Source organism: Klebsiella oxytoca NBRC 105695, from assembly GCF_001598695.1.
Lineage (GTDB): Bacteria > Pseudomonadota > Gammaproteobacteria > Enterobacterales > Enterobacteriaceae > Klebsiella > Klebsiella oxytoca.
Genome location: NZ_BCZK01000002.1, coordinates 448,254 through 473,440 on the forward strand (window position 1 = coordinate 448,254; position 25,187 = coordinate 473,440).

19 protein-coding genes and 2 pseudogenes are annotated in these 25,187 nt (G+C 54.6%); 10 read left to right on the forward strand and 11 right to left on the reverse strand.

What is annotated here, in order from left to right:
- Nucleotides 1-70 precede the first annotated feature (70 nt).
- The 7 genes from KO1_RS05680 to KO1_RS05710 all read left to right on the forward strand — a co-directional run bounded on the left by KO1_RS05680 (nucleotide 71) and on the right by KO1_RS05710 (nucleotide 9,809).
- Entirely contained in the window at nucleotides 71-1,024 is a 954-nt protein-coding gene (locus tag KO1_RS05680) for an aldo/keto reductase (RefSeq protein ID WP_004099940.1), read from the forward strand.
- A 341-nt stretch (nucleotides 1,025-1,365) separates the two neighbouring features.
- Nucleotides 1,366-2,448: a YncE family protein gene (locus KO1_RS05685; protein WP_064406854.1), complete on the forward strand. Its 1,083-nt coding sequence runs from the start codon at nucleotides 1,366-1,368 to the stop codon at nucleotides 2,446-2,448.
- A gap of 57 nt (nucleotides 2,449-2,505) precedes the next feature.
- Entirely contained in the window at nucleotides 2,506-4,707 is a 2,202-nt protein-coding gene (locus KO1_RS05690) for a TonB-dependent receptor (RefSeq protein ID WP_064406855.1), read from the forward strand.
- A 140-nt stretch (nucleotides 4,708-4,847) separates the two neighbouring features.
- Nucleotides 4,848-6,224 (forward strand): phenylalanine transporter, encoded by a 1,377-nt coding sequence (gene pheP, locus KO1_RS05695; RefSeq protein ID WP_004099947.1) that lies wholly within the window; start codon nucleotides 4,848-4,850, stop codon nucleotides 6,222-6,224.
- Nucleotides 6,225-6,374: 150 nt separating this feature from the next.
- Nucleotides 6,375-7,616 (forward strand): MFS transporter, encoded by a 1,242-nt coding sequence (locus KO1_RS05700; RefSeq protein ID WP_023320506.1) that lies wholly within the window; start codon nucleotides 6,375-6,377, stop codon nucleotides 7,614-7,616.
- Between the two features lie 16 nt (nucleotides 7,617-7,632).
- Nucleotides 7,633-8,661, forward strand: coding sequence for a sugar phosphate isomerase/epimerase family protein (locus KO1_RS05705; RefSeq protein WP_017146419.1), 1,029 nt, complete (start codon nucleotides 7,633-7,635; stop codon nucleotides 8,659-8,661).
- A complete protein-coding gene (locus KO1_RS05710) occupies nucleotides 8,658-9,809 on the forward strand; it encodes a Gfo/Idh/MocA family protein (RefSeq protein WP_023329402.1) in 1,152 nt (383 codons plus the stop codon). Before KO1_RS05705 ends, KO1_RS05710 begins: the two co-directional genes overlap by 4 nt.
- Before the next feature lie 36 nt (nucleotides 9,810-9,845).
- Here KO1_RS05710 and KO1_RS05715 read toward each other — a convergent pair whose 3' ends face one another.
- Entirely contained in the window at nucleotides 9,846-10,262 is a 417-nt protein-coding gene (locus KO1_RS05715) for an Exc2 family lipoprotein (protein WP_004111133.1), read from the reverse strand.
- A 127-nt stretch (nucleotides 10,263-10,389) separates the two neighbouring features.
- Complete coding sequence (locus tag KO1_RS05720) at nucleotides 10,390-11,139, reverse strand: SDR family NAD(P)-dependent oxidoreductase (RefSeq protein WP_004099957.1); 750 nt, start codon at nucleotides 11,137-11,139, stop codon at nucleotides 10,390-10,392.
- 180 nt (nucleotides 11,140-11,319) lie between these two features.
- Here KO1_RS05720 and KO1_RS05725 point away from each other — a divergent pair, with 180 nt between their 5' ends.
- Nucleotides 11,320-12,249, forward strand: a complete 930-nt coding sequence (locus KO1_RS05725) for a LysR family transcriptional regulator (protein WP_016809118.1) — start codon at nucleotides 11,320-11,322, stop codon at nucleotides 12,247-12,249.
- A gap of 259 nt (nucleotides 12,250-12,508) precedes the next feature.
- A pseudogene (locus KO1_RS05730) lies at nucleotides 12,509-13,206 on the forward strand (helix-turn-helix transcriptional regulator).
- A gap of 6 nt (nucleotides 13,207-13,212) precedes the next feature.
- Here KO1_RS05730 and KO1_RS05735 read toward each other — a convergent pair.
- The 7 genes and pseudogenes from KO1_RS05735 to KO1_RS05765 all read right to left on the reverse strand — a co-directional run bounded on the left by KO1_RS05735 (nucleotide 13,213) and on the right by KO1_RS05765 (nucleotide 21,150).
- Entirely contained in the window at nucleotides 13,213-13,896 is a 684-nt protein-coding gene (locus KO1_RS05735) for a fimbrial biogenesis chaperone (RefSeq protein ID WP_004111136.1), read from the reverse strand.
- Complete coding sequence (locus tag KO1_RS05740; protein WP_064406856.1) at nucleotides 13,893-15,527, reverse strand: fimbrial adhesin EcpD family protein; 1,635 nt, start codon at nucleotides 15,525-15,527, stop codon at nucleotides 13,893-13,895. Before KO1_RS05740 ends, KO1_RS05735 begins: the two co-directional genes overlap by 4 nt.
- Nucleotides 15,517-18,054 (reverse strand): TcfC E-set like domain-containing protein, encoded by a 2,538-nt coding sequence (locus KO1_RS05745; RefSeq protein WP_064406857.1) that lies wholly within the window; start codon nucleotides 18,052-18,054, stop codon nucleotides 15,517-15,519. The genes KO1_RS05740 and KO1_RS05745 overlap by 11 nt, the downstream gene beginning before the upstream one ends.
- Nucleotides 18,055-18,062: 8 nt before the next feature.
- Complete coding sequence (locus KO1_RS05750) at nucleotides 18,063-18,740, reverse strand: EcpB family pilus assembly chaperone (protein WP_017146413.1); 678 nt, start codon at nucleotides 18,738-18,740, stop codon at nucleotides 18,063-18,065.
- Between the two features lie 64 nt (nucleotides 18,741-18,804).
- Nucleotides 18,805-19,383 (reverse strand): common pilus major fimbrillin subunit EcpA, encoded by a 579-nt coding sequence (gene ecpA / locus KO1_RS05755; RefSeq protein ID WP_017146412.1) that lies wholly within the window; start codon nucleotides 19,381-19,383, stop codon nucleotides 18,805-18,807.
- Between the two features lie 70 nt (nucleotides 19,384-19,453).
- Nucleotides 19,454-20,071 carry a LuxR C-terminal-related transcriptional regulator gene (locus KO1_RS05760; protein ID WP_064406858.1) on the reverse strand — a complete coding sequence of 206 codons (618 nt, stop codon included), beginning with the start codon at nucleotides 20,069-20,071 and terminating at the stop codon, nucleotides 19,454-19,456.
- Between the two features lie 680 nt (nucleotides 20,072-20,751).
- Nucleotides 20,752-21,150, reverse strand: a pseudogene (locus KO1_RS05765) (NUDIX hydrolase).
- 211 nt (nucleotides 21,151-21,361) lie between these two features.
- Here KO1_RS05765 and KO1_RS05770 point away from each other — a divergent pair.
- A complete protein-coding gene (locus KO1_RS05770) occupies nucleotides 21,362-22,342 on the forward strand; it encodes a LacI family DNA-binding transcriptional regulator (protein ID WP_004099966.1) in 981 nt (326 codons plus the stop codon).
- 3 nt (nucleotides 22,343-22,345) lie between these two features.
- On the opposite strand, the gene KO1_RS05775 is transcribed toward KO1_RS05770, so the two are convergent.
- The gene (locus tag KO1_RS05775; RefSeq protein WP_024273885.1) at nucleotides 22,346-23,590 is read right to left on the reverse strand and encodes a mechanosensitive ion channel family protein; all 1,245 of its coding nucleotides are present in this window, start codon (nucleotides 23,588-23,590) and stop codon (nucleotides 22,346-22,348) included.
- 77 nt (nucleotides 23,591-23,667) lie between these two features.
- A complete protein-coding gene (locus tag KO1_RS05780; RefSeq protein ID WP_004099971.1) occupies nucleotides 23,668-25,095 on the reverse strand; it encodes an MFS transporter in 1,428 nt (475 codons plus the stop codon).
- Nucleotides 25,096-25,187: the final 92 nt, after the last annotated feature.

Here is a 25,187-nt window from a genome sequence, read left to right on the forward strand (position 1 = left end):
GTAATTGTCCTTTTCTGGCCCTCACGGCGTTCCGAAGGATACTGAATATAAGCGATAAGGAGTGAACGGCATGATCACACGTCCCCTGGGCAAAACCGGATTTTCCATCGCCCCGCTGGTGTTTGGCGGTAACGTTTTTGGCTGGACCACCGATGAAAAAACCAGTTTTGCCATTCTTGATGCGTTTATAGACCACGGCTTCGATGCTATCGACACGGCGGATGTCTACTCCCGCTGGGCGGATGGCAACCGGGGCGGCGAGTCTGAAACCATTATCGGCCGCTGGCTACAGGCGCGGCCAGGCATGCGCGAGAAGGTGAAGATCTTCACCAAAGTGGGTTCCGATTTAGGCCTTCCTGGCCATAAAGGGTTGAAAAAAGCCTGGATCCAGCAGGCGGTAGACGATTCGCTCCGTCGCCTGAACACTGATTATATTGACCTCTATTTTGCCCACTGGCCGGACCCGGAAACGCCGGTTGCCGAAACGCTCGAAGCCTTCCACGCCCTGCAGCAGGCGGGTAAAATCCGCGCGATGGGCGCCTCAAACCTTGACGCGCAGCAGCTGTCGAGCGCGCTGGAGGTGTCGCGTAAAAGCGGCCTGCCGTCCTGGCAGGTACTGCAGCCGGAATATAATCTTTATCATCGCTCGGCTTTTGAAGGCGCGCTCTGCGACTTGTGCGTCAGCCGCGAGATCGGCGTGGTGACCTACTACAGCCTGGCGTCCGGCTTCCTGACCGGTAAATACCGCCAGCAGTCCGATCTGGCGCAAAGCCAGCGCGGCAGCCGCATCGGTAAATACCTTAATCCTCGCGGGCTGCGTATTATTGATACCCTGGATGAGGTCGCGGAGCAAAATGGCGCTAAACCTGCCGAAGTCGCTCTGGCCTGGCTGATGACCCGCGAAGGCGTGACGGCGCCTATCGCCAGCGCCACCAGCATTGCACAAGTAGAGAGCTTTGCCCGCGCCGCCGCGCTGAGCCTGAGTGCGGAACAGCTGGCGCGCCTGGACACCGCCAGCGCGTAGTCATTGAGGCCGGATCCTGTCGGGTCCGGCCCTCTGCCTCTCAGCGTTTTGTCGCGCATTGTTCCTCACCTTCAGCTCATCCCTCTGCGGCGAATCCCTTTCACCGAAAAATGAAACGTTTTTCCATTCGCCAAAAGCCAGGCTTGATTACGATAAGATAATGCGTATAGTTCTCATTCTTCTTCTTGTTTGCGGTTTTGTCAGGAGATAACCTGCGTTCGTCGCGGGCTCACAGGGAAACGGCGAAGGCACAGGATGGGGCTCACAGGCGCAAGACCGGAAACGTTAATTTCGGCGGCGGAGTCACTATCGGATCGTTGATTTTGTTCAGGATTGATCTTATGAAATGCACTCTCCCGGCGCTGGCGCTGGCTATTTCTGCTGTCTTAAGCGGCTGCGCCGCCACCTATACCGTTCCGGCTTCTCAACACGTGGCTGGAAAAAGCGCGGTTACCCCCGCACAGCCGCTGAAGCGCGAGCTGGCGGAGGGGCTGTATGAAATGGCGCTCAGCCCGAAAGGCGATGCGCTATACGTGGCCAGCGCTGAAGGCTTTAAAGATGTGCAGGGCGGGGCGGTCTATAAGCTGGACCCGACGACCCTGAAAACCCTCGGTATGACCCACACAGACCTGAAAAACTTTGCCGTACAGCTTAGTCCGGATGGCAGTACGCTGTACGTGACCAACTCGCTGGACGGCGGCATTAGCGCCATTGATACCGCCAGCGGCAAAGTCAAAAAACGCCTGCTGTTCAGCGAGCGTAACAAAGAGGGATTCCCGTACGGCGCGCGGCAGATCCTGTTGCTCAATAACACGCTCTACGTGGGCGCGGTGGCCGATCCGGCACAAATCTGGGTCGTCGATGCCGACACGCTGAAGCTGAAAACGCGGATTAAAAATACCGGCAAATGGATGACCGGCCTGCACTATTCTGCGCAAACCGGACGTCTCTATGCGGCAAACGGCAGCGGCGAGGTGTTGGTGATTAACCCACGCAACAACCGTATCGAGCAGCGCTGGGAGCCGCTGGGCGCTAAGCCAGCCCTGCTGCTGAATATGGCCGAAGATAGCGCCACCGGCCGCCTGTTCGTCACCGACAACTCGCAAGCGAAAACCACGCTGGTGCTTGATATCCATACCGGTAAGCTGATTAAGCAGCTGGAAGTGGGCGATTCGCTGGCGGTGCAGTTCAATCCAAAGCGCAACGAGATTTATATTTCCCAGCGTGAATCCGGCAAAGTAATCAGCCTGGATGGCAGCAGCTACGCGTTAAAAAAATCATGGGATATTCCGGCTAACCCCAACAGCCTGCTGATCTCCGCCGACGGGCAAACATTGTTTGTCACCGTCAAACAGCCGTTCAATAAAGATCATTCGACGAAAGGGCCGGACAGCGTTGTCCGCATTGACCTGACCGCAAAATAAAAAATCTGGCCCGGCAACGGGCCCCTGGCTTTATTTTCCTATCTATGGGACCAAATTATGCGTAGCTCCTGCTCTCCGGCCTTCCCACTGCGAAAAACGCTGCTGGCGTTAACCGTTGGCGCGATCACCCATTCAGCCGCTGCGGTAGAAAACGACGCCGGCGAACGTCAGAAAAACGAAGAAACCATGGTCGTTCAGGCGACGCCCGACAGCCGCTTTAGAGCCGGCGGCGACCTGGTGGTGCCCGCCTATCTCGACGGCCAGGTCGCCAACGGCGGCCTCCTCGGAATGCTCGGCGAACAAAACGCGATGGACGTTCCGTTCAGCATTATCGGCTATACCTCGAAGCTGATTCAGGATCAGCAGGCGAAAACCATCACCGACGTAGTGAGTAACGATGCCGGGGTTCAGCCGGTGCAGGGCTACGGTAACTACGCTGAGACCTACCGCATTCGCGGCCTTAAATTTGACGGCGACGATATGACCCTGAGCGGGCTGGCGGGCGTGGTGCCGCGTCAGGTAGTGGATACCGCCATGCTTGAGCGGGTGGAAATTTTTAAAGGCGCCAACGCCCTGCTGAACGGCGCAGCCAGTTCCGGCGTCGGCGGCATGATCAACCTTGAACCCAAGCGCGCGGAAGATATCCCGACCGCTCGCGTGGGCGTGGACTATACCTCAGATTCTCAGGTCGGCGGCTCGCTGGATTTGGGTCGCCGCTTTGGCGATGATAACCAGTTCGGCGCGCGGGTGAACCTGGTGCACCGCGAAGGCGAGACGGCGGTGGAGAGTGATAAACGCAGAACCACGCTGGCTTCTATTGGTCTCGATTATCGCGGCGAACGCATGCGCAGCTCGTTTGACTTTGGCTATCAGAAAAAAACCTTCCACGGCGGCCCGATGGGGATCAACATTTCGGGCGTCGATTTTATTCCGCGCCTGCCGGATAACACCCACAACTACACGCAAAAATGGGCTTACAGCGATATCGAAAATGAGTTTGGTATGCTGAGGATGGAATACGACATTGTCGATAAATGGACCGCCTATGCCTCTTTAGGCGCGCAGCACGCCCATGAAATCGGCTTATATAGCGCGTCGAAGCTCATCGACCGGGCGGGCAACGCCACGGCGGGGCGCCTGGATACCAACCGCTATATTGATACCGCCAGCGGTATGGCCGGGGTACGCGGCGAGTTCGCCACCGGTTTTGTATCGCACAAAGTCAACGTCGGCTATTCGGCGAAAACCCAAAACGATAAAACCGCATGGCGGATGTCGAAGGCGGCGGATAACCCGCTGGTGAATATCTACGATACTCAGCAGGTTGCGCCTCCAGCGAACGCTTCCTTCGGCGGCGATTATTACGATCCGCTGACCAGCGGCCGTACCCGTTCCCAGGGCTGGCTGCTGAGCGACACCCTCGGCGTGCTGGATGATACGCTACTGTTCACCGCTGGTGCGCGTCATCAAAAAGTGGTGGTGCGCAACTACGATAAAACCACCGGCCTGCAAAGCGATGCGTATGACGACAGCCGCTGGATGCCAACCTATGGAGTGGTCTACAAGCCGTGGCAGGTTATCTCTCTATACGCCAACCATACCGAAGCCCTGCAGCCGGGCAGCAACGCGCCGAACTCCGCCGCTAACTATGGGGAAAGCGTCGGAATTATTCACTCCAAACAGAACGAAGTCGGGATGAAGGCGGATTTTGGCCGCATTGGCGGCTCGCTGGCGCTGTTTGAAATTAAAATGCCGTCGGCATTCCTCGATAGCCAGAAACGCTATGGCCTTAACGGCGAGCAGCGTAATCGCGGCGTGGAATTTAACGTTTTCGGCGAACCGCTGTACGGTCTGCGCCTTAACGCCAGCGCGACCTGGCTGAAAGCCGAACTGTCGAAAACCAAGGATGGTATCAACGACGGTAAAACAGCGATCGGCGTACCGGGGTTCTACGCGGTGCTTGGGGCAGAGTATGACATCAAGCCCATCGACGGCCTGACCGCCACCGCGCGCCTCAACCATTCCGGTTCGCAGTATGCCGATCAGGCGAACAGCAAGAAGATTGATAGCTTCACGACCCTGGATCTCGGCGTGCGCTATCGCCTGGCGCTTAACCAGAACCAGAACCAGATGACGGTGCGTGCGGGGGTGGATAACGTGACGGATGAGAACTACTGGTCCGGCGCGGATGACAGCGGAACCTATCTGTTCCGTGGCGAACCACGGACGTTCAAGGTTTCGGTCGGCTACGAGTTCTAAGCAAAACGCTGGGGCGGGCAGGGCTGCTCGCCCCTTGTGATAAATCAATGAACGTATGAAGCCAGGGCATCTGCGGCTTGAAGTATGACGGGGATAAGTGTTACAAGGTGCCCCTTCATATAAACACACAGGGGATCGACGTGAAAGACGCGTCAACGCCGTCGGATGCCGTAGAGGAAAGCGGCCCGACGCTTCACCGCGGTTTACAGAACCGACATATTCAGCTTATCGCCCTTGGCGGCGCCATCGGTACCGGCCTGTTTCTCGGCATTGGGCCGGCGATTCAAATGGCGGGACCGGCCGTACTGCTCGGCTATGCCGTCGCCGGCATCATCGCATTTCTGATCATGCGCCAGCTTGGCGAAATGGTCGTCGAAGAACCGGTTTCTGGTTCCTTTGCCCACTTTGCTTATAAGTACTGGGGGCCGTTCGCCGGCTTTCTTTCCGGCTGGAACTACTGGGTAATGTTCGTGCTGGTCGGGATGGCGGAACTGACCGCCGCCGGGATCTATATGCAGTACTGGCTGCCGGACGTGCCGACGTGGATCTGGGCCGCCGCTTTTTTCATCATTATCAACGCCGTCAACCTGGTGAACGTGCGTCTGTACGGCGAAGCGGAGTTCTGGTTTGCGCTGATCAAGGTGCTGGCGATTATCGGCATGATCGGCTTTGGCCTGTGGATGCTGTTCGGCGGCCACGGCGGCAGCAAAGCGGGCATTGATAATCTGTGGAAACACGGCGGTTTCTTCGCCACCGGCTGGCACGGCCTGATCATGTCGCTGGCGGTCATTATGTTTTCCTTCGGCGGGCTGGAGCTCATCGGCATTACCGCGGCGGAAGCCCATAATCCGGAAAAGAGCATCCCGAAAGCGGTTAACCAGGTGGTATACCGTATCCTGCTGTTTTATATCGGCTCGCTGGTGGTTCTGCTGGCGCTCTATCCGTGGGTGGAAATTAAATCCGACAGCAGCCCGTTCGTGATGATCTTTCATAATCTGGATAGTAACGTGGTGGCTTCAGCGCTAAACTTCGTCATTCTGGTAGCGTCGCTGTCGGTTTATAACAGCGGCGTTTATTCCAATAGCCGGATGCTGTTTGGCCTGTCGGTACAGGGCAATGCGCCGAAGTTTCTCGCCCGCGTCAGCAAGCGCGGAGTGCCGGTTAACTCCCTGCTGCTATCGGGAGTCATTACTTCGCTGGTGGTGCTGCTTAACTACCTGCTGCCGCAAAAAGCTCTCGGTCTGCTGATGGCGCTGGTGGTAGCGACGCTGCTGCTGAACTGGATTATGATCTGTCTGGCGCACCTGAAGTTCCGCGCCGCCCAGCGGCGCAAAGGGCGCGAATCGAAGTTTAAAGCCCTGCTGTCGCCCGCCAGCAACTATATCTGTATCGCCTTTCTTGGGCTGATCCTGGTGCTGATGTGCACGATTGACGGTATGCGCCTGTCGGCGATTCTGCTGCCGGTCTGGATCCTGTTCCTGTTTGTGGCCTTTAAAACCCTGCGCCGTTCGGCGTAGGGCGATCGCCCCGTCGTCCGGCGGGGCATTATCTCTTTTTATTGTGATCTTCTTCGCGCTTAGCGTATTTTGCCCGCGATCTTCTTTTTGTAATCGATTACTTTTTATTTGAGCGTATTTGTAATCGATTACTTTTTGAGGGCGGTCGAAATGGTCACAACAACCGAAGGTCGTGAAACACCCCGCGTAGCCCACCGTTTTCTGGTGCCGCGGCTGTCGTTAATGATGTTTATGCAGTTTTTTATCTGGGGAAGCTGGTCGGTGACGCTGGGGTTGGTGATGACCCGCTATGAGATGTCGCTGCTGATTGGCGATGCCTTCTCCGCCGGGCCGATTGCCTCTATTCTCTCACCGTTTGTGCTGGGGATGCTGGTCGATCGCTTTTTCGCTTCGCAGAAGGTGATGGCGGTGATGCATCTGGCCGGAGCGGTTATTCTGTGGTTTGTCCCGCAGGCGCTGGTGGCGCAAAACGGCGCGCTGCTGATCGGCCTGCTGTTCGGCTATACCCTGTGCTATATGCCGACGCTGGCGCTGACCAACAATATCGCTTTCCACAGCCTGGCGAACGTCGATAAAACCTTCCCGGTGGTGCGCGTCTTCGGCACTATCGGCTGGATCATCGCCGGTATCTTTATCGGCGTCACCGGTATCTCTGATACCACCGGCATTTTTACCCTGGCGGCGCTCTGCTCGGTGGCGCTGGCCGTTTATAGTCTGACGCTGCCGCATACCCCGGCTCCGGCGAAGGGGACGCCGGTACAGTTTCGCGACCTGCTGTGCGCCGACGCTTTCGCGCTGCTAAAAACGCGCCACTTCCTCATTTTCTCCCTCTGCGCGACGCTGATTTCGATTCCGCTCGGGACCTACTACGCCTACACCGCCTCTTATCTGGCGGATGCCGGGGTGGCGGACGTCAGCACCGCGATGTCTTTCGGTCAGATGTCAGAAATCTTCTTTATGCTGGTGATCCCGCTGCTGTTCCGCCGCCTGGGGGTTAAATACATGCTGCTGATCGGCATGGCGGCGTGGTTCGTACGCTACGCCTTCTTTGCCCTTGGCGTCAGCGAAGAGGGGCGGTTCCTGCTCTATCTCGGCATCCTGCTGCACGGCGTCTGCTACGACTTTTTCTTTGTAGTCGGCTTTATTTATACCGATCGCGTGGCCGGTGAGAAGGTCAAAGGCCAGGCGCAGAGCATGATTGTTATGTTCACCTATGGCATCGGTATGCTGCTGGGATCGCAGATCTCCGGCGCGCTGTATAACCATCTGGTCGCCGGCCAGAGCGTGCCGCAGGCGTGGGTGACCTTCTGGTGGATCCCGGCGGTGGCCGCTGCGGTTATCGCGCTGATTTTCCTTTTCTCTTTCCAGTACAACGAGAAAGAGCAGCGTTAATTTTTCAGGAGGTGGTATGAAAACCATTAAAGGACCGGGCATTTTTCTGGCGCAGTTTATCGGCCCGCAGGCGCCGTTTAATACCCTGGAGGGCGTGGCGCAGTGGGCCGCAGGTTTGGGCTATCAGGCATTGCAGATCCCCTGCAACCATCCGGCGATTTTCGACGTTGAACGCGCCGCCGCAAGTCAGAGCTACTGCGATGAGGTGAGCGGCATACTGGCGGAACAGGGCCTGGCGATCAGCGAGCTGTCCACTCATCTTGAGGGACAGCTGGTGGCCGTCCATCCGGCTTATAATAAGGCCTTTGACGCGTTTGCGCCCGCCGCGCTGCGCGGTAACCCGCAGGCGCGCCAGCAGTGGGCGGTCGAGAAAGTGCGCCAGGCGGCGGTGGCCTCGGCGCGTCTGGGGCTGAAGGCGCACGCCACCTTTTCCGGCGCGCTGGCGTGGCCTTATTTTTATCCGTGGCCGCCGCATAATCAGCCGCTTCTTGATGAGGCCTTCGATGAACTGGCCCGGCGCTGGCGGCCGCTGCTGGACGTTTTTGACGAGCAGGGCGTGGATGTCTGCTACGAAATCCATCCCGGCGAAGACCTGCATGATGGCGTGACATTTGAGCGTTTCCTGCAGCGGGTCGATAACCATCCGCGCTGCAATATGCTCTATGACCCCAGCCATCTACATCTTCAGCAGATGGACTACCTGGGTTACATCGATATCTATCATTCGCGGATCAAAGCGTTTCACGTCAAAGATGCCGAATTCCGCCGCAGCGGGCGCAGTGGGGTCTACGGCGGCTATCAGAACTGGCAGCAGCGAGCGGGGCGTTTTCGTTCGCTGGGCGACGGGCAGATCGATTTCAAAACGATTTTCAGCAAGCTCACAGAATATGATTTTGACGGCTGGGCGGTGCTGGAGTGGGAGTGCTGCCTGAAGGATGCGGAGGTTGGTGCGCGCGAAGGCAGCGAGTTTATCCGCCGCCATATCATCCCGGTCTCCGGGCGGGCGTTTGATGATTTTGCCGCAGGCAAGGAGGGAGGAGAATGATTCAGGTCGGCATTATTGGCTCCGGGTTTATCGGGCCGGCGCATCTGGAAGCGCTGCGTCGGGTAGGCGACATCGAGGTGGTGGCATTGTGCGACGGTTCGCTGGAAGTGGCGCAGCAGAAGGCGCGCCAGCTCAACGTGGCGCACGCCTACGGTAGCGTCGAGGCGCTGCTGGCGCATCCCGGATTGCAGGTGGTGCATAACTGTACGCCGAACCACCTGCATGCGCGGATTAACCGACAGATCCTCTCCGCCGGTCTGCACGTTTTTTCAGAAAAACCGCTCTGCATGACCACCGAGGAGGCCCGCGAGCTGGTGGCGCTGGCGGAAAGCGCCGGGGTGGTTCATGGGGTCAGCTTTGTGTATCGCCAGTTTGCCATGGTGCAGCAGGCGGCGGCGATGATGCGCAACGGCGACGTCGGGAGGCTGTTTGCGGCGCACGGCAGCTATTTGCAGGACTGGATGCTGCTGGAGAGTGACTATAACTGGCGCGTGGATTCGGCGCAGGGCGGGGCCTCGCGGGCGATGGCCGACATTGGTTCCCACTGGTGCGATACGGTGCAGTTTATGACCGGCCAACGCATTGTGGAGGTGATGGCGGATCTGTCTATCGTCTGGCCGACGCGCCAGGCGCCCGTGGCCGGCGACGCGACGTTCAGCCAGCATCGCGATGGTACCGCGTATGAAGCGCGGCTCGTCGATACCGAAGATTTGGGGTCGGTCCTGTTTCGCTTCGACGATGGCAGCAAGGGGAGCTTTATCGTTTCGCAGGTCAGCGCCGGGAGAAAAAACGGCCTGACGGTGGAGATCGGCGGCAGCCGCTGTTCGCTGGCCTGGGATCAGGAGGTGCCGCAGCGGCTGTGGATTGGTCATCGCCAGCGGCCAAACCAACTGCTCAGCGACGATCCGAGTCTGATGCTCGGCGAGGCCGCCGCCAGCGCCCATTTCCCCGGCGGGCATAATGAAGGCTGGCCCGATGCGTTTAAAAATATGATGCTGAGCTTTTATCAGGCGGTGCGCGCCGGTCGAATGCCGCCGGCATCGTCGCGGCGTTTCGCTTCGTTCTACGAGGGGGCGGACGTGATGTACATCATTGCGGCGATAGTGAAAAGCCATCAGCAGCAGCGCTGGGTGAAGGTGGAAAGATAGCAGAAGGCGCGGTGCGCATTTCGCGCACCCGCTGTGTTATTTCACGCCAAAATAGCCATCAAGATACGTCCCGGCCAGTTCGTTACCGAACAATACGGCATCCTTATTTTCCATTTCGTTGTCCCATTTATCGCTGGCGTTACCAGTGAACGCGTGCTGGGTTTTTGTGCCCTCAGCCACCTGCTGCCTGATAGCGTCGGCGGTACGACGGGCATCGCTTTCGCTCATTCCCGATTTTTTGTCCTGCTGGCCACGGGCATAGATTTCGGTAAAGGTCGGCAGATTTAAGCGGTAGTTTTCCTGACGGTTAGTGGCGAAGTTACCGCCGACGAAATCGTTGCGGTGTGAGACAAAATAGTAAGCGTGGCGTTCCGGTGAAGATTTTGAGGAGGTACAACCGGAAAGGGCGGTGAGCGAACAGCCGAGCGCGATAAGCGCTATTTTGAGTTTCATTGATATCATCATCCATAATTATTAGAACAGGTACACCGATCATTCGGCTACAGAACAAAACGGCTAATTATAGATGTACGGTAGCACCTGAAGACCCATGAATCCAAGGGTCTTCAGGCAGCATTTTTTAGATCTGCGCCAGCCCGCCATCAACGTAGATTTCAGCGGCGTTAATAAAGCTCGCGTCGTCTGACGCCAGAAAAGCGACGGTTTTAGCGACCTCCTCGGGCTCGCCAATGCGGCCCAGCGGGACGTCGGCGGCCAGCATATCAAAGAGTCCCTGGCGCTGCTCTTCCGCGACAAGTCCTCCCAGGCCGGGCGTACGGACGGGCCCCGGGCTGACCACATTCACGCGGATACCGCGCGCCTTCAGGTCCAGCGCCCATGAGCGGGCCAGGTTACGCACGGCGGCCTTACTGGCGCTGTACACGCTGAAGTTCGCGGTGCCTTTCACCGCCGCGGTCGAGCCGGTGAGGATGATGGAAGCCCCCTGGGTCAACAGCGGCAAGGACTTCTGGACGGTGAACAGCACGCCGCGCACGTTGGTAGCGAAAATGCGATCGAAGTGCTCTTCCGTTATGGCGCCCAGCGGCATCATATCGCCGCCGCCCGCATTGGCAAAAAGCACATCCAGTCGCCCTGATTCACTGGCAATGGTCGAAAACACCCTATCGAGGTCGCTTAATATCGAGGCATCGGCGCGGATCCCGCTGGCGGCGGGACCGATTAACGCGACCGCCGCATCAAGCTCTTCCTGACGGCGACCGGTGATATAGACCGTCGCTCCCTGCGAGGCCAGCTCCCGGGCTGATGCCAGGCCGATACCCGAGGTGCCGCCGGTGACTAACGCGATTTTTGCCGAAAGTTTTTTACTCATGGTGCACTTCCTTAACTAAAGTATGAATATGCCAATTGAGTCATCCACTTACCGTGACCACCTGGCGACTGAGTACGGGAGTCACTCTACCGTCAGCCACGGATGCAAAAAACGGAGTAATGTGAAAAACACTCTTCACACTGGTGAATAATCAGCGGCTATTATCAGGAAAAATGAATAATGGATCGGTTTTCAGCCCTTAAAGTTTTTACGCGCGTTGTCGAAGCCAACAGTTTTACCCGGGCCGCAGACTCCCTGAATATGCCCAATGCCACCCTGAGTAAAGCGATTCAACAGCTTGAATCGCATCTTGGCGTGTGCCTGCTGCAGCGCACGACCCGACGCATTACCGTCACGCCGGAAGGGCGTGAATACTATGAAAAAGCGGTGCGGATTCTGAAAGAACTGGATGAGGTGGATGCCTCATTTCGCGCTGCCCGCAATAAACCAAAAGGGCATCTGCGCGTCGCGGTAGGCGGCTCCACCGCTCGCGACGTGCTGATCCCGCTGTTGGCTGATTTTATGGCAACCTATCCGGATATTCGTATCGACCTGGCGGTTGCCGACAGCCCCTCGGACCTTATCAGCGGCAATATCGACTGCGCGATCAGAGGAGGTCCGCTGGACGACTCGACCCTAATCGCGCGCAAAATCGGCGAAGCGACGATCGTGACCTGCGCCACGCCGGACTATTTCAGGCTTTATGGTGTTCCCGCGTATCCCGATGAGTTGAAGAACGGACATCGGCTGGTCAGCTATTTATCTCCCGCCAGCGGAAGAGCCTTCCCGTTCCGCTTTCTGGCTAACGGCATCGCGCAAGAGATCAAAACGGAACATCACCTTGGCGTAAATGAGAGCAACACGCATATTGCGGCAGCGGAGGCTGGGCTGGGGATTGTTCAGACCTTCTCATATTCGCTGAGAAATGCGCTGGCGAACGGATTACTGGTGGAAATATTGAATAAATGGCGTCCGGCTCCTTATCCCTTTCATGTGGTTTATGCGCAGAATCGCCATGTCACATCCCGGCTGCGCGTATTTATCGACTGGCTGGCGGAGACATTCCCGGCGGCGGTGAAGGGGTCATTGCCCACAAGAACCAAAGAATGATGATAGCCTGCGAATTTTATGTATTGCGTGATGATAAATTAAGTCACAAAAAAATATTATGCTCGCTTCGACTAAGGGAATCAGGTCAGATATGTTTTGATATATATTATATGATATAGTTAAATTATATGGAGATTCTATTAAAATATTTAATAGGATCTGTTAACGTTATTTTCCTTACGGTCTGGAAGTATAAATTAGTCTTTTGTTTTCTATATTTATAGTAAATATAATAGCGGCAGGGATTTTTGTTTATAGTATGTTTGATATTCCATATGTATCTTTTGGAAAATATTTTTAGCCACTCAAGAGGTAAGCGTAATGCCGGCAGGTGACCATGAGATTAAATGTATGGCGTGTGGTTTAAACTGCCCTATTGAAGCGGAAGATAAAATGGAGCGATCCCTTTGCGGAGAGAGGAAATTTTCTGTATGGCCAGATAAAAACTATTATTTTAAGCGAGCGGTTAATGATTTGGTTTTCCGTGAAATTACCTGTTTTCTGCCTGAAGGAATGGTGGTGGTGGATTTCTCCCTCGACAATATTTTGTATTTTCTGCATGAGGAGTGGGCTGAAAAACTGCAGGAGACCGGGCTGAAAGTTATTTTACTCGCGGATAAGAGCATGCTGCCTATGGCTAATTTTTGGATGTTGCGCTCCGGGTTATTATGGTCGGTGGTAGAGGTCAACGATAGCTTAAGCAGCTTAATCAAGAAAATAAAACGCATCATGCTGGGGCGAAATCTTCGCTGCCGGCGCACACCGTCGCTGACGGAGCATGAAATGAAGACGCTGCGCTTGCTGGCGGACGGGTACTCCAGTCAGGATATCGCCCGCATCATGGCGTGCGATACCCGCAGCGTCTACCGCTTTCAATACTCTTTATGCAAGAAGTTTGGCGGGCTCAACCGCCTGCGCGAGCTGCGCTTCAGGCATAATATCCCCGCTCTGGATTAGCGGCGGTTAGCCTGGCGAATTCATAAAACAGCCCTTGCCTAACTGATGATAGCGGCCTAATGCGACAATATATTTCCTGTTGCTATTCTTCGCCTCGGGGCCTGTCCAGCTCTCCCCAGGCAGCATATAAAATTGCGTTGAACTTTCATCGTCACCATTGCAGCCTTTCTGCAGAATGACTCTAAAATAGGTATTGCCAGTATTTTTAATGGTGCCTGTGGCTTCATTAATTTCATACTGGAATCGCGTCTTACGCGGGCGCACGATGAGGATGGTGCTCATAGACACTGAGGGAACGACATCCATTTGTTTCTGATCCTGACGCCAGGGGAAAATCGTAACCGGGGTTTCCTTAAAGATTACCCGATAATATCTCTCAACAGCATCTTTAGGCCCACGGTAATAGAGTTTAAAATATTCCTGGCCATTCGCCTGTACCGTGAACTTCAGCGGCGACCAGACCAGATCTTTATCCTGGCCTGGAACAGGTCTTTCATCTCCGTTGCCCGGTCGGGAGATTTTATAAGCCGATATGGTATACAAATTGTTGTTTTTTGTATCATTGACTATTGGCCGGGAGATAAAATCTTTACTGGCATCCATATCATAAATAATAGAGTCAAAGTACACCGCAGACGCGGGCGGCATCCACAGCCCGCATAATCCGATGACAAGGATTTTTTTCATCATCCCCCCCGATCGACGCCAATCCAGGTGGCGGTCACTTTCACATCTCCGGTAGCGTTGACGACACCCATCCAGTCATGGCCATTGGTGGTGAACTGTGAATGCGGGTCATCCATCGGAAACAGCAGTTTCAGCGTGGTGGTAAAAAAGAAACCATCGTTAACGTTGGCGTTCCAGGCCGTCTGAACCCAGGCAGCATTGGTCATATCGACAGGATCTTCGCCGCAGCTGTTGCGGACTTTTACCGCTTTACCGGTAGCGGACGTCCATTCGAGGTAGGCCGGGACGGGCACTTTTAGCGTCTCGTCCGCTGAGGTAAACAGGCAGTACGGCAGACCATACATGTTGATGGAGTCGCCGATTACCTGGGCGGTGATGCTATCGGCCTGACGCGATGCGGAGGTGGTGACTTTATACTCAAAGCTGATGGGCTCTTCGCTACCGATCTTGCCGGATGCTTGTGGATGCGAACGCCCGTCGCTGGCGACAATGCTGATGCCGTATTCCCGCGGGATGAGGTTAATTAATGTTGATGGCGTGAACTGATAATAACCCGATTGTGTGGTGACGGCGTTATCAAAATAGAAGGTAAACAGAGAATCCTTGTTGGTTAAATCTACTCCTGCCTTGAGGACTTTTTGGAAAAAGGCGTTGGACAGGAACACGTAGACGTAGTTACCTGACGGTGTGAAAATCTGGTTATAGTCGACGGTAGTGCTACTGTAGTTATACCAGGTTGCCCCATCACCGCTGAACCTTACTTCCGATGCCGAAGGAGAGAATCCCAACATTGCCGTATCAATGAGCATCCGGATATCAAGGCTGGAGGTGAGTACTTTGGTCTCCTGTAAATTGTAAGACACCATTTTACAGATGATTCCCGAAGCGCTCGTCAAACCGCTCCCTACCACGCCCATCTGGCATAAATCAGAGCCGAGGTTAACGCTTGGCGTGCCATCGCTGGCAATCCACACTTCTGCCATAGCACCGGTACTGTTTAACTTCAGATGCGAGACCTTTTCGAGGTTGAACGTGTAGTAGCGCCATGTTCCCCCGCTGGGGAGATCTTTACAGCGAACGCCGGAGGCAAAGTCATAATCGGTATTGGTATTCATGTAGCAAAGATTAAGCTGCAAAGAATCGATGGTCCCCACCGGCCGATCGCGAAAATACTCATAGGCCGACTGGCTCAGCGCGCCGGCGCCGTAATAACCGTTTGCTACGGTGTTGCCGGACATCGCGTGATAGTAGCCGTCTTTATCGATGACATCGGGAGAAATATAGCCAGATGCCGGGCAGTTTGCGCCCGTAGACATGCAGCGGATCCCGAGAAACGGCTGGTTAATGGGCGAATTCTCGATCCACAGGTCGAAGTAGCGGTTGGCGTAAGCCCAGCCTACGTAGGTTATATACCCCAGGCTACGCTGGTTAGTCGGATATTTTGTCCAGACGTTGGCTCCGGTGAAGCGCGGGTCTAGGGAGCTGGTGGTGATGAAATATTCGTCATCGACATCATTGTCGATAAACATATAGGAGTTGCTGCCGCTTCCGCTGTTGCTGGGGGTGAGCGCCATAGCCGGCGTAGCCAGCAGCCAGCCGGCCAGCAGCATGATGCTCTGGGGTTTAATAGACATTCTTAACATCTCCAGTCACTGATGCCGTTTGTTGTTGGATCTCACAAGGGATCTCACCGACCCATACGGCGCCTTTCGCCTCTGTCAGATCCAGATCCACTTCGCAGATGCCGCCGAATTTATCCACCAGGGTGATCACCGGGAAGCGCTTATCGACGTCCATGGCGAACTCACCGAGTTCGTCGGTGCGCGTTTTACCAATGTGGTTATGAATATCGGCGTTGGCGTAGTAACCGCCGCGACGGTCTTTCACCCGGCCAAATACGGTGACCAGCTGTTTGACTTCCGGATTAATCACGCTGACGTTGCCCGGATAGAGCACGACTTTGCTGCGGCGGTCGGTAACGATGTCGACGCTGTCTTCTGAGTTTTTGTCATTCATCAGCTCCACCTTATATTCCGCGTAAGGCGGAAGGCTGATGAAGTTGCTTTTGCCGGTGAGGGGATAGCTTTGACCGTTGATCTGCGCCATCATCCGGCCCTTGCCGCTGAAATTGGTGTTGACCACCAGGCCTGCGGTTTGGGTACCTTTTCCGGCATAGATATTTTTTTGCGTCCAGGCCACGCTGCCCTGCGAACTCAGGCTGTAGTTTGAGCTGTGCTGCGATGAGCGGCTGACGGAGACGGTGCCGGCGTTATATTTGGTGTCATAGCTGACGTAACCATTGGCGGCGTAATCGTCGGAACGATAGCGACTATCGTCATTTTTATTCTGTTTAATCTGTTTCGAAACCGACGCCCCCACCTGGGTAATGGCGCTGTTGTCAAAGCTTTTGCGCAGCGTGGCGTTCGCCAGCATGTTTCCGTTCTGGCTGGACACTCCGGTGCTGAGCCAGGTGGAGAAGGGGATAGAGACATCAATATTGACGTACTTATCGCGCAGATTTTCGTGGTTGTTGTACTGATAATTCTGAATACCGGCGCGCAGAGAAATCGTCGCATAGCGATTGGCTAACAGCGATTGATCGTAATCGACGTTGGTATAGGTGCTTCCGGTATATTTATTATTGGTGCGGCTGACGCTCAGCGTACCAAGGAACGGCGCTATTTTGCGCAGGTTAGCGTTAGCGCCTACGGTAAAGTAGTCGTTCTGCTGCATCGGTAGCGCGTTACCGATGGAACTGTACTGGCGCGACCCCCACAGGCTGCCGTACCCATCCGGTAAACTCATATTGAAGGTGGAGGTACTCTGCCAGCTGCCGTCGGTAGCGAGCAGCCCCTGCTGGTTAAAGCTGAACGCGTTGTTGAAAATAACGTTCGCTTCCGTTTCATTGACGCCGTTATTGTCAAAACCATAGAGCGTGGTTTTCAGATTCACGCCGGAAAGCCAGGGTTGGTTGGTTGCCGCGGCGACTCCGGCTATCCACGTATTCCGTGTGCCATAATTGATGTTGTAGTTGTGGCGATAGTCCATCTTGTTGTATTCGAGGCTGCCCGCGAAGGTTTGCCATGAGAGATCGCCGGTAACGCTGGATTTTCGAGCGAACGTTTTATTGATGTTCGCCGTCCGGCTGCTGACCACGCGCCCGTTAACGACCACCTGTATATCAACGTTGTAGATACCAAACGGCAGGCGCGACGTATCGAGCTCGTAGCTGCCCATCGAGAAGTTTTGAATGCTGAGCAGTTTACCGTCACGGTACACGTGCACTTCACCGGCGGCCGGCAGGAACACCGTGACGGGCACCAGGGCAAGCGTGTTGTCCTGCGTTTGTGAACTGCTTTTATTGCCATAGCTGATGCCGTAAATGCGGCTGGAGTTCAGGGCGCTCATGCTGGCGATCGATTGCAGATTCCAGGTATCCACCATCCCCATCGCCAGGCGGCGCCCCTGATAGTCACGTTCGTACATCGAGCGATACAGTTTACCCTGCTGGTTGCTGGTTCCAATACCGTACAGGGAACCGTTGAAGTTCAGATGGTGCTCGCGCAACGACCAGGTATTGTCCAGCGTCAGGTAGCTGCTGGCGCTATCGGTATTCTCATATTTGTTGTAATAGCTTCCCATGGAGTAATTCAGCACGCTCGAGAGATTCTGGGCAGTGGATTCCCCAAGCATGTTGGTACGCGGCAAAATAGCGGCCTGCATGGCTGCCCGGTTAACCGTCAGCTCAAGATAAAAGGAACGCGTATCGAGTGAAAGCGAGGCGTCTTTGTTGATATAAACGCGCTGACCGTCGCCGATGCTTTTGTCCTGCATCTCGTTAATCAGCGATTTTATCTGAGGCGATAATTCAGTTCGCTCAGGGAGATCGCTGAGGGTGATCTGATTCAGGCGAAACTCATTATCCTTGATGGTAAGGATGGCATCAGCGATTTTTTGCTGGCTGCGTTGGGTACTATTATCGCCTTCATAACGAATAAAAACAGGGACCGACATGCCCTGATATAACGCGTTAGCAAATACCGAAGGAATAACATAGTTACTGACTTTGACTGGCGCTGTAGCATTAGCTGCCCAACCCTGGTTTACCGTAATTAATAACCCAGCGAACAACGTCCCTTTGACATAACCAAGATTATCCATAATATTACTCAGTTTACATTTATATATTGCTCACCGTGCCATATTCCAATTCGCGTTTTTTTGTTGGTGAGATCGGTATGCTTTATTTTTACGCTGATACCAGGCATGACATAATAGCGTTCACGACAGCCTTGCCCCTCATCCTTCGCTTTATCACGACAGGGTCCATAGGAGATAACGCGGAATGAAGCGTTACCGGTATTGGTTACCGTGTCATTATCTCGACGATAGTCGAATCTTTCTTCGCGCGGCGCGACCACCAGAATGGTACCAATAATGGCAGAGGTCGTTGCCTCACCCTGTTTTTTCTTTTTACTGGCTTCAAACTCGGTCACCGGCTCATCGGTCCAGGATATGCGGTAATAACGCTCCTGATTATCCTGTGGCCCTTTGTAAAAAAAACGAAAGTTCTCTTTCGCATTTCCGGGTAATATCAGACTGGCTGGCGTTGACAATAATTCCGATCTGCTCGCCATCGGGATAACCTTGCCGCCGGCCATCGGCGATGAGATACGCTCCACGTTGACGCTAACGTAACGCGCCGTATCGGTGGTATTAATGATTTCTTTTGCCAGCGTCGAGGCATCCGGCCCCATTATTGAAGTGACGTCTCCGACATTTATTGCATGGGAGGAGGGCGTCACGGTGAATAAGAAGAGAGAGAGTAATAATGGATTCAGTTTCATGGCGCATCCTTATAAGGAGGCCAAAGCCTCCTTGTCATACCGGACAGGTGTTGGCTACACCTGATTAGATAGTCCATTCCGCGTTGAACTGAACGCGAACGTCGCCGCTCCAGTAACCGTCGGTTAAATCTTTGAACTCAGCGGCGGTGCTGCCGTCAGAAGTCGCGGAGTCGATAGTGAAATCGAAGTTACCCTGGGTGCTGACGCGATCGGCGCCTGCGAAGGCGGTGGCGACTGCCAGCGCATCCAGACCTGCGGAGATGTTGTTGCCCGCATCAATCATCGTTACCGGCGTGGTTTTGTTCAGCGCGTTGCCGTTCCAGCTCACACCAACGGCCAGAGTAGAGGCGTCAGTGGTACGGCTCAGGGTGTTGCTGACGATTTGAGAGGTCAGCGTGAAGTCAGTCGCGCCAGACTGGCCCTGGATGGTGATGTCAAAAGCGCCTTTCTGGGCGTTAAACGCTTTAATCCCTTCAGCGTACTGGAAGTTCAGGGATTTCAGCGGAGTGACAACCAGCGCGCTGGTGGTGTCTTTAGTTGCGCTAGCATCCCAGCTGGCAGTGGCGGAAGTGGTCACGTTAGCCATTGCATTGGTAGAGATAAGAGCCGCAGCCACAACACCCGCTAATACGATTTTTTTCATTTTAAATTTCCTGAGAATAATTAAGTTAGTTCCATTTATGGAGTTATTGCTGTAAATACTGATAATTTTTTTATCCAGATAGAATAATGTTTAACTTCCCTCTGCCTCCCATCTTATTCTGCAAGCTGAGCTTGATTGCGTAGATTCTCTTTTCTGCCATCTGCAATTCTTTTGCTATCTCTTTAACCGACTTCTCTGCGAGTAAAAGGTCGAGTACCAATACCTCTTGATCGCTGAGTTTTTGACGGTAGCCTCGAGCATATCTTTGACCGAGAAACGAAAGCTGTATTTTCTTTTCAATCTCATCTCGGGTATCGCTGGTATTGATAATCGAAATTATCTGCTGACAGCGGTGTTTCCAGTACAGCGCCAGCGGTTGCGCTAATCTGTCGGCAATCAAAACTACCCGCAGCCCTGTCTTGATCAGATATTCAATCCATTTATCATTGGTGAATAATCTGATGTTGTAGCGAGAAAAATCAACAAAAATAAAGCCAGAATTAGAGAAGTTGTAATGCTTGTTAATTAAAAAACAATGCACACCATTTTTTAAATAGATATTTTTATCAGGCCATACGCAATAGTGAGTTTCAATGCAATTAATCGATTTTATCGTAGGTCGTGGATAGATTTCGCACTGATACTGACAGCTTATGCAGTATACCTTCTCATATTTCTGAGGAAGCATATGTCGATTTATTTCCCTATATTGTCTTACCCTATCGTTCAATGATGTGGCTATATTATGGCTAGTTAATAAATGTGACAACTTTAATTTCTGGAGAGTTATACAGATGAAAAATGTGTAAATTCTTAAGTCCAGAAAATGTCTGGATTTATGCTAACCCACTCTAATAAATAAGAAAAATCTTAAGGTGCGATATTTTATGTCGATCGCTCTTTAAGAATTATCCATTCCGACCAGGAATTTTCTCGCTGAATGGGCGCGGATTGGTTAAAAAAAAACAGCACAAAAGGTCAAAAAAAATGCTATCTCATCGCTTTTTGTTAATTTTGTGTTTTTATTTTGTTTTATTTTGTGGGGTTTGTTCTGTAATGGCCTAATTTTTGTAAGGGAAAGTTGCGATATTTTGGATTATAGGGGAAAGGACTGTCTGGCGAAATATGATCTGGCGTACAAAACCAGGCGTTTTTAAGCGCTAAAACACGTCGCAGTTTGCAGGGAAGTAAATCAGAAGGATGTGCTAAATCTTCACCGGAAGAAGCGGGCAATGCTTCTTGGTGAAATGGGGCGCTTCAGCCTGAACTGGCTTTGTCTGGAAGCCGCCGTAGCGCCACCGGGACGATGGCAGCGTGGATTTTGACTTGCAGACAAATGAGCTAACTCTTTCGCGGTGTCCGGCGAGCTTACGCCCCTTTCAGCAGAGGAAGCAGGTGATTCTCGGTAAGAGGAGCAAGCTTAATATGCCGATCCTGACCTGGCGTATACCAGATAACTTCTTCTATTTCGGCCGTCGGCGTAAAGTTCGCTCAGTTGGTGGCTATCTGAAAGATATCCGCAGAGACCGTATGGCCCGGCTCGTTTGCCGCCGTATCGGTGAAACGGCCGACCGGAACCAGTTCTTCAGGTGAAACGCTAAAGTTGAGCTCCTCTTTGAGCTCGCGGATCAGCGCCGCTTCCGGGGTTTCCCCGATTTCAGGCTTTCCACCGGGCTGCATAAAGTACTCAGTCCCTCGTTTGCGTACTAAAAGACAGCGTCCTTGACCGTCGACGATCGTTGCCGCCGCGATGTGAATATTTTTTATGGTGTTCAAGAGATACCCCAGTTATATACCGATAGTGTTCAACGACGCGCGTTCGTTTTTCTTCTGGCGAAACAACGCCTGGGCCATCATGATAACGGCCTTAGCGTGCTAATCAATCCCGTCAATTCTCGCAAAACCTGCTGACGGCGCGGGCGGCGCTCATTTATGATAGCCTGCGAAATATAACGTCTATGCGGGAAGTGCAGCCTCTATGTCAATTCAGAAAATCGCTCGCCTGGCGGGCGTCTCGGTGGCGACGGTATCGCGGGTATTGAATAACAGCGATACCGTTAAAGCGAAGAATCGCGAACGTGTGCTGCAGGCGATCAAAGAGAGTAACTACCAGCCTAATCTGCTGGCCCGCCAGCTGCGAACGGCCCGCAGCAATATGATTCTGGTGATGGTCTCTAATATCGCTAACCCCTTTTGCGCCGAGGTGGTCAAGGGTATTGAAGAAGAGGCGGAAAAGAACGGCTACCGGATCCTGCTGTGTAATTCCGGCTCGGATTTGGCCCGTTCTACCTCTGGCCTGCAGCTGCTCTCCGGCAAAATGGTCGACGGCATCATCACCATGAACGCGCTCTCCAGCCTGCCGGAACTGACCACCATGATCGGCGACGCGCCCTGGGTACAGTGCGCGGAATATGCCGATAACGGCAGCATCTCCTGCGTCGGCATCAACGATGTCGACGCGGCGCAGGGCGCCGTTTCCCGGCTGGTTGACGGTGGGCGAAAACGCATTGCCTTAATCAACCACGATCTCAGCTATCGCTACTCGCGCCTGCGCGAGCGCGGCTACAAAAGCGTGCTGCACGTTCGCGAACTGGCGTATCAACAGGTCACTTACGCCAGCGACCTGAGCGCCGCCGCCGGTACCCGGGCGATGGAAACGCTGCTGGCGCAGAAAGAGAAACCGGATGCGGTATTTGCGGTCTCAGATTCGCTGGCGGCGGGCGCGCTGCGGGCTATCGCTCAGGCCGGATTGCGGGTGCCGGAAGATATTGCGGTAATCGGTTTTGATGGTACCGAACTGGCCGAAGTGGTATCGCCGCAGTTGACCACCGTGGAACAGCCTTCGCGCGAGATTGGCCGTACCGCCGTGACGCTACTGATGAAGAGAATCGATAATCCCGACGCTGCGGTCGAGCGGGTGATGATGGACTGGCGCGTGATCCCCCGCGCCAGCACCTGAGTTTTACCCGGATACCGCGCCCGCCAGCGAACGAATATCGTTGCCGGTGGGGGACTGGTGAATCCGCAGGCCGAACTCATCAACCACGGCAAAAACGTGGTCGAAAATATCCGCCTGAATGCTCTCATACTCCGCCCACACCACGGTGTTGGTGAAGCAGTAAATCTCAATCGGCAGGCCGCTGGTGTCCGGAGCCAGCTGGCGCACCATCAGCGTCATGTCCTTACGGATGCGCGAATGGTTGCGTAAATACTCCTGCAAATAAGCGCGGAAGGTGCCGATATTGGTCATTTTGCGCTGGTTTAGCACCGACTGGTCGGTGGCGTTCTGCTGGTTCCACAGGCTAATTTCCTGATGACGCGAATCCATATACGGCTTCAGCAGCCGGGCCTGAATTAAGCGCTGCTGCTCCTGTTCATCGAGAAAATGAATGCTGGTGGTATCGATATTCAGGCTGCGCTTAATCCGGCGACCGCCGGATGCCGACATACCGCTCCAGTTTTTAAACGAGTCGGAAACCAGCGACCAGGTGGGAATAGTGGTGATGGTATTATCCCAGTTGCGCACCTTCACCGTGGTCAGGCCGATGTCGATCACCGCGCCGTCGGCGCCATATTTCGGCATCTCCAGCCAGTCGCCGAGCTTGAGCATATCGTTGGCGGAGAGCTGAATACCTGCCACCAGGCCGAGAATCGGGTCTTTAAACACCAGCATCAGTACCGCGGCCATCGCGCCGAGGCCGCTAATCAGAATCGCCGGCGACTGGCCAATCAGTAAGGAGATAACCAGAATGCCGACAATAATCGCGCAGACCAGCTTAATTCCCTGAAATATCCCTTTAAGCGGCAGTTGAGAAGCGGTGGCGAATTTCTGCGATAAATTGAACACCACGTCCAGCAGCGAAAAGAAGGACAGCATCGCGTAGATCATCACCCACAGCTGCGCGCAGGTAGTGAGTATTTCCGCCGCCTCGCTGCCTTTTTGCAACCATAGCACCGCCTGCACGTTGACGATAATCCCCTGCAGGGTGAAGGCCAGACGATGAAATAATTTGTTCTGGGTAATAATTTGCAACCATAGGTGGCTGCTGGCCTGCGCCCGCTTTTCGAAGGTGCGCAGCACCACTTTGTGCAGAATAAGGTGAACGACAATCGCCGTCAGAAAAATAATGCCGAAGATAATAATGAGTGAGGTGGTGGGGGTAATTTTGATGCCTAATGCGGCGATGTGCGATATTAATTCCTGCATAACGTCTCCTTTACATCCAGCGGTTATGATGACCGCTGGATGTCTATTATGCAAATCGCAGGTTACGCCGATGTGAATTATGGCGTCGCTACCGCCGGACGGACGTTAAGGTGTCGGCGTAGCCACAGCGCGATGGCGCCCAGCACCAGCATCATCACCACTTCCACCGCCAGGAAATCGATCAGCGCCCGGGGATAGTCGCCGCCGCTGCGCTGGGCAAGGGTTAAGAATAGCGACCCGAGAATTGCCGGGCCCAGGCCCAGCGTCGCCTGCTGCAGGGTGCTGAGAATTGCGCTCCCGGCCCCGGCGTCAGAAGCGCTGATGTCGCGCATCCCGATGCGATAAAAGCTATTCACGATCAGCGCCTGCCCGTAGCCGATAAGCGCCGTGGAGGGGACCAGCGCCAGGGTGCTGGTGTGGGTAGCGAGGCGATAAAAGGTCGCGCACAGCAGCAGCAGGCCGACAATCTGCACCGACAGGCCAGTCAGCAAAATGCGTCCCATGCTGTAGCGGGCAATCAGCTTCGGCGCGTACAGCGCGGAGATGAAGTAGGCCACGCCGAGCGCGATAAAGCTATTCCCGGACTGCCACGGCGCCATTCCCAGACCGGCCTGCATGGTCAACGCCATACAGAACATAAATCCGGACCAGGCGCTGAAAAAGAGCAGGGCGATGGCCATGCCAAAGCGAATGCTGGTGAGCTTCAGCAGGCGAGGCGGCAATAGCGGCTGCTCGCCGCGCTGCTGTTTGCTCAGCGCGCTGGCCCGCATCCAGACCAGCAGCGGCAGCACCGCAGCTAACATCAGCTGCAGCGTCCACGGCCAGTGCAGCTCCGGCCCCAGCGCCATCGGAAACAGCAGGCAGCAGAGGATCAGCGCAAGGCTGAAGGTGCCCTGCCAGTCGATGCGCGAATGCGCTTCGCGCCGGGTCTCCGGGACGTATCGCGGACTAAAGGCCAGCACCAGCAGGCAGATCGGCACATTAATAAAGAAGGCATTCCGCCAGCCTAAACCGGCGATATCCGCCGAGACCAGCCAGCCGCCGCCCATCTGACCGACGATAAAGGCGATACCGCCAATGCCGCCGTACAGGCTGATGGCCCGGGCGTGGGCGTTGCCTTTGAGGGTGATATGCAGCGTGGCGAGGATCTGCGGCACGATTAGCGCCGCGCCGGCGCCCTGGACCGTGCGCGCCGCCAGCAGCGTGGTGATAGAGTTTGCCATTCCGCACAGCAGGGAGGCGACGCCAAAAATCGCCACGCCCCACATAAACAGACGGCGGCGGCCATAGTTATCGCCAAGTTTGCTGCCCATCGCCAGGCAGACGGCAAAGGCGACGCCGTACAGCGCGACAATCAGCTCCAGCTGGGTGGCGCTGGCGTTCAGCGATTGGGTGATGGAGTCCAGCGCGACGTTGGCGATCGAGGTATCGATCAGCGGCAGCATCTGGCCGGTCAACAGAAGGAATAAACCGGCGCGGCCGGGTGAAACAGCAGACGAATTCATCGGATCTCTCCATTGCGTCATTCAGCGGATGGCCGTAGCATCACCGATAAATTAAACGGGTACCAGTTCCTGCTTATACTGGTATTGGCACT

Excerpts from the sequence above, each read along its gene's own strand:
- KO1_RS05770 (WP_004099966.1), top strand. The coding sequence starts at position 21,362 with ATGTCAATTCAGAAAATCGCTCGCCTGGCGGGCGTCTCGGTGGCGACG.
- ecpA (WP_017146412.1), bottom strand. The coding sequence starts at position 19,383 with ATGAAAAAAATCGTATTAGCGGGTGTTGTGGCTGCGGCTCTTATCTCT.
- KO1_RS05690 (WP_064406855.1), top strand. The coding sequence starts at position 2,506 with ATGCGTAGCTCCTGCTCTCCGGCCTTCCCACTGCGAAAAACGCTGCTG.
- KO1_RS05750 (WP_017146413.1), bottom strand. The coding sequence starts at position 18,740 with ATGAAACTGAATCCATTATTACTCTCTCTCTTCTTATTCACCGTGACG.
- KO1_RS05735 (WP_004111136.1), bottom strand. The coding sequence starts at position 13,896 with ATGATGAAAAAAATCCTTGTCATCGGATTATGCGGGCTGTGGATGCCG.
- KO1_RS05715 (WP_004111133.1), bottom strand. The coding sequence starts at position 10,262 with ATGAAACTCAAAATAGCGCTTATCGCGCTCGGCTGTTCGCTCACCGCC.
- KO1_RS05740 (WP_064406856.1), bottom strand. The coding sequence starts at position 15,527 with ATGTCTATTAAACCCCAGAGCATCATGCTGCTGGCCGGCTGGCTGCTG.
- KO1_RS05775 (WP_024273885.1), bottom strand. The coding sequence starts at position 23,590 with ATGCAGGAATTAATATCGCACATCGCCGCATTAGGCATCAAAATTACC.
- KO1_RS05700 (WP_023320506.1), top strand. The coding sequence starts at position 6,375 with ATGGTCACAACAACCGAAGGTCGTGAAACACCCCGCGTAGCCCACCGT.
- KO1_RS05780 (WP_004099971.1), bottom strand. The coding sequence starts at position 25,095 with ATGAATTCGTCTGCTGTTTCACCCGGCCGCGCCGGTTTATTCCTTCTG.
- KO1_RS05705 (WP_017146419.1), top strand. The coding sequence starts at position 7,633 with ATGAAAACCATTAAAGGACCGGGCATTTTTCTGGCGCAGTTTATCGGC.
- KO1_RS05720 (WP_004099957.1), bottom strand. The coding sequence starts at position 11,139 with ATGAGTAAAAAACTTTCGGCAAAAATCGCGTTAGTCACCGGCGGCACC.
- KO1_RS05685 (WP_064406854.1), top strand. The coding sequence starts at position 1,366 with ATGAAATGCACTCTCCCGGCGCTGGCGCTGGCTATTTCTGCTGTCTTA.
- KO1_RS05725 (WP_016809118.1), top strand. The coding sequence starts at position 11,320 with ATGGATCGGTTTTCAGCCCTTAAAGTTTTTACGCGCGTTGTCGAAGCC.
- KO1_RS05680 (WP_004099940.1), top strand. The coding sequence starts at position 71 with ATGATCACACGTCCCCTGGGCAAAACCGGATTTTCCATCGCCCCGCTG.
- KO1_RS05745 (WP_064406857.1), bottom strand. The coding sequence starts at position 18,054 with ATGGATAATCTTGGTTATGTCAAAGGGACGTTGTTCGCTGGGTTATTA.
- KO1_RS05760 (WP_064406858.1), bottom strand. The coding sequence starts at position 20,071 with ATGCTTCCTCAGAAATATGAGAAGGTATACTGCATAAGCTGTCAGTAT.
- KO1_RS05710 (WP_023329402.1), top strand. The coding sequence starts at position 8,658 with ATGATTCAGGTCGGCATTATTGGCTCCGGGTTTATCGGGCCGGCGCAT.